Genomic DNA, 4,080 nt, shown 5'->3' on the forward strand with positions numbered 1-4,080 from the left:
TGTTGGTACTTCGTTCTTGTCATTCACCACACCTTACCGGATGGCAAGGTGTTGCACTTCAGATTTGAGGGCGCCAAGCCTTGATTAAGATGGCGACGCGAGCCGGGCGATTTGCGGCGCAGGCTACCGCATTGGCGGGGTCAGGAACGGATGCAAGGTCCCCCAGACACTTCGCGTCATTCATTTTCTTCGCCGGCTTTTGAGGCCAGGAAAAATGATCGCAGCAAGTAGTAAGCCGCCGCCGGTGAGAATGAGGATGTCCCGCATATCTTGCCCTCCCACGAAGAAAAGAGATCAGCCGAGTAAATCTAGAACTTCCCTAGTTTGAGCGCTATCCGCTTTTGTCCGACAATAGTAACGATATCAGATCGAAGCGAAGCTCCAGTTCAAAGTTGTGCACATCTTCACTACACGGTGCACAATCCTGCTAGCATGCCGCGCGTCGGACGACAATTGGATGAAACCAAAGGCTGACCAGCCCGGGACGAGGTTTTTCCATTTTCCGCCGTAACGGGCCTCTGGCTCAAGCCCGGTTAGCGGAGTCCTAGCCCACCCCATCTTGCCTTCGCACGCGCCACCGATACGTTGCCCTGCATTGCCTCGTCTCGAGCTCGAGCTCGTTAGAGGATTCTGGGAGCGATGAGTTATGCTGCCTTATGCCCAGAAACGATGGCAGAGATACATCGCCGAATGCGAAATGGGCGCGCGTGGCCTCAAGCCATTTGTCCCATTCCCGCTTGAGGCGTACCCGTTTCTGCGAATCGTTCGGGGAACGAGTGTGCTGCTTGTGCCGGTCGGTTCGCGGCGCGATGACTATCTCGATGGCACCCAATTTATCGGGTGCAAGGCTAAGTGGCACGACCCTTTTATTCGAATGTATTACAACATTCGTTGTGGGGTAGAGAGCGAATACCTTGCAGAATGACTTTAGAATGCGTATAAGTCAAAAGTTAGCGAAGAAACCGGAGAACCAAATGGCAACGTATAAAGAACTGATGGCGCAGAAGCAAGCGCTCGAAGCCCAGCTCGAAGAAGCACGCACGAGCGAGGTCGCCAGCGTTATCGAACAGATTCGCGAGCTGATGGCCCAATACGGCCTGTCGCCGGAAGACGTCGCGCCGCGGCGCCGCCGGGGCCGGCCAGCCGGCGCTGCTTCAACGCCGCAGGAAAAGGCGTCGCTGCCGCCGAAGTATATGGATCCCAAGACCGGGAAGACTTGGTCTGGCCGGGGTCGAACGCCTGCTTGGTTGGGCAAGCGGCCCGAGCGTTTTCTGATTCCGCAGGAATGAATGCTGCCGCAAGCGTTCACGATGCCCGGTCAAGCTATCGCTTAAGGCCGGGCATTTTCGGAATGTCACGTAGGCCGGCGTGCCAGTTGCGCTGCAACTAAATGGCTGACTAGGCCTGCCATGCCAGCGATCGATGCGGACAAAAAAAGCTCTCTGCCCAGTAGATGAGAGAGCCGTCGAACGCGCTGCAGGCCCACCCCGCGTGCGGGAACGGGGCCTCACTATCCCCAGCCTGTTCCGACGCGGCCCGGGTAGATCAGTTCGCCATCTGCATACATCCTTCCTACTTCGGCGGTCATGCCTAGGCTGAGCTCCAATCACACGTTCTGCCCGTCAACTTTGCCTTATTGGGCATGAGTGCCAAAGAAACGGACCCACTGTCCGTAGTTCGACTTTCACCTCTCGGGGTTTCGTATAGGAAGGACGACGCTTTTTTGGCAAAGCGGAGACTGCGCGGCAAGCGCAACACTGACGGAACGGCGGCGATCAACTATAGGCGCCGATAGCCACGATTTAACATAAGGTTTATTATGCGGTGGCCCGGTGTTGGCGCCAGATTCTAATGTCCGTTTATAGCCAGATTCAAATGTCCGAGTTGGTCCGGGTAACCTGTACGGCCTTGAGCCAGCCAGGGAGCCGCCATGCGACCGGACACGATTACCATGACGATGCGTCAATTGGACCGGCTCAAGGTCCTGCAAGCCTTGGCAGACGGTCACTTGAAGACAGGCATTGCGGCGGCTCGGCTGGGACTCAGCACACGGCAAACGTTGCGCTTGCTTCGTCGGTATCAGGTCGGAGGTGCGCCGGGCTTACAGAATCGCCGGCAAGGCGCTCCGGGTCATCGCCAGTTGCCGCCCGGGCTGGAGTCCCGCGTGCGTGGCCTGATCCGCGACAGCTACGCCGACTTCGGCCCGACCCTGGCGGCTGAGAAGCTCAGAGAACGCCATGGTATCGACCTGGCCACGGAGACGGTGCGCCGGATCATGATCGACGCCGGCTTCTGGGTGCCACGCAAGCTGCGGCCGGCCAAGGTGCACCAGCCAAGGAACCGCCGCGCCTGCCTCGGCGAGCTGGTGCAGATCGACGGCAGCGACCACGCCTGGTTCGAGGACCGGGTGCCGGCGTGCACGCTGCTGGTCTACGTCGATGACGCGACCGGCAAGCTGATGCAGCTGCGGTTCGTGCCGAGCGAATCGACGCCGGCGTACTTCAGCGCCACGCGCGCCTATGTCGAGCGCCACGGCAAGCCGATGGCGTTCTACTCCGACAAGGCCGGCATCTTCCGGGTCAATGCCCGGGACAGCGCCGAGGGGCGCGGCTACACCCAGTTCGGGCGCGCGCTGTTCGAGCTGAACATCGACATCCTGTGCGCCAATTCGAGCCCGGCCAAGGGCCGTGTCGAGCGGATGAACGGCACGTTGCAGGACCGGCTGGTCAAGGAACTGCGCTTGCGCGGCATCAGCACCATGGCCGCGGCCAACGACTTTGCCGCGCATTTCATGGCCGATTTCAACGCCCGCTTTGCCAAGGTGCCCAGGCGGGACTTCGACGCCCACCGGCCGCTGCGTGGCGACGAGGACCTGGCGCGCATCTTCAGCTGGCGCGAGTGGCGCAAGGTGTCACAGAGCCTCACGCTGCAGTACGACAAGGTGCTGTACCTGCTCGAGGACCGACCCGAACACCGGCGCCTGATCCACCGCTATCTCGAGGTCGCCGAGTACCCGGACGGCAGGGTTGAGTTGTGGGCCGACGGCGCTTCCCTGCCCTACACCACCTATGACCGGCTCGGCGAGCTCGACCAGGGCGCGATCGTCGACAACAAGCGGCTGGGGCACGTGCTGGCCATCACGGCGCAGGTGCAGGCGCAGCGCGACAGTCGCCAGCAGGCGGGGCCGTCGCGCACGCTGCAAGGCGAACCGGCCCGGCCCCATCGCGCGCCGCAGAACGTCAAGCGGCAGCGTCTGATCAACCGGCTCGATCTCGAGCGCGCGATGGCGGCGGCACCGCTGCAGCGGAACGCGGACATTTTAACTTTGCCTACCGTGAATCCACCGCCCCACCCTGGGCCAGACTCGGTCACGTCAGGCCAGCACCACCGCCCTACCATCCCCCCACAAAAGCATCCAACCCCGCACAAAAAGCACGCCCGCACCGACATTTGAATTTAGCGGAGGGGGCGACCTTTCAAAACCCACTGGACACCCGGTGTAGCGGCAAAGTTGTAATGTCCGGTTTGGGGGTGCGGACGATTTCTTGGACTGATTTAGGTTGCGATTCCCAGGTGGCGCCGGTAGTCGACCGGGCTCATTGCCCGCAAGGACAACTTGATGCGCCGCTCGTTGTACCACTGGATGTACGAGTTTAGCTCGTGCATGAATCCTTCTACCGTCGTGCCAGCCCAGTCGCGACAGTAGTACATCTCATTCTTCAGGCGCCCAAAGAAGCCCTCGCAGGCAGCGTTGTCAGGTGAGCAGCCCTTTCGCGACATGGAACGGACGAGACCAGCCGCATTGATGCGTTGCAGCCATCCCGGCCAACGATAGTGCGCGCCCCTGTCGCTATGTACTATGGGCCTATCGCCATCAGTGAGCGTGGTGATGGCACCATCGAGCATGCTATTGACCAATTGCGCGTCAGGCCTCGTGCCGATAGACCAGCTCACAACCTTGCCGTCAAAGCAATCGACCATGGGTGATAGATACACCTTGCCTGCCGGAAGCTGGAATTCGGTGATGTCCGTCAGCCATTTCTGATTCGGCGCCTGCGAATGGAAATCCCTGGCAATCAG

General features: G+C 60.5%; 4 protein-coding genes. 3 read left to right on the plus strand and 1 reads right to left on the minus strand.

Annotation, left to right across the window (positions count from 1 at the left end; genetic code table 11):
* The first annotated feature begins 646 nt into the window (after window positions 1–646).
* The 3 genes from J8I82_RS37295 to J8I82_RS37305 all read left to right on the plus strand — a co-directional run bounded on the left by J8I82_RS37295 (window position 647) and on the right by J8I82_RS37305 (window position 3,454).
* On the plus strand, window positions 647–925 hold the full coding sequence (locus J8I82_RS37295; protein ID WP_209765592.1) for a hypothetical protein: 279 nt from the start codon (window positions 647–649) through the stop codon (window positions 923–925).
* Window positions 926–974: 49 nt separating this feature from the next.
* Window positions 975–1,289: an H-NS histone family protein gene (locus tag J8I82_RS37300; protein ID WP_209765594.1), complete on the plus strand. Its 315-nt coding sequence runs from the start codon at window positions 975–977 to the stop codon at window positions 1,287–1,289.
* A 641-nt stretch (window positions 1,290–1,930) separates the two neighbouring features.
* Window positions 1,931–3,454: an ISNCY family transposase gene (locus tag J8I82_RS37305; RefSeq protein WP_209765596.1), complete on the plus strand. Its 1,524-nt coding sequence runs from the start codon at window positions 1,931–1,933 to the stop codon at window positions 3,452–3,454.
* Window positions 3,455–3,555: 101 nt separating this feature from the next.
* Here the strand turns inward: J8I82_RS37305 and J8I82_RS37310 are convergent.
* Window positions 3,556–4,080 (minus strand): IS3 family transposase (locus J8I82_RS37310; protein WP_209765598.1); only part of this gene is annotated, 525 nt, incomplete at its 5' end.

The sequence above is a fragment of the Cupriavidus consociatus genome, assembly GCF_017814975.1.
GTDB lineage: Bacteria > Pseudomonadota > Gammaproteobacteria > Burkholderiales > Burkholderiaceae > Cupriavidus > Cupriavidus consociatus.

Excerpts from the sequence above, each read along its gene's own strand:
- J8I82_RS37295 (WP_209765592.1), top strand. The coding sequence starts at position 647 with ATGCTGCCTTATGCCCAGAAACGATGGCAGAGATACATCGCCGAATGC.
- J8I82_RS37300 (WP_209765594.1), top strand. The coding sequence starts at position 975 with ATGGCAACGTATAAAGAACTGATGGCGCAGAAGCAAGCGCTCGAAGCC.
- J8I82_RS37305 (WP_209765596.1), top strand. The coding sequence starts at position 1,931 with ATGCGACCGGACACGATTACCATGACGATGCGTCAATTGGACCGGCTC.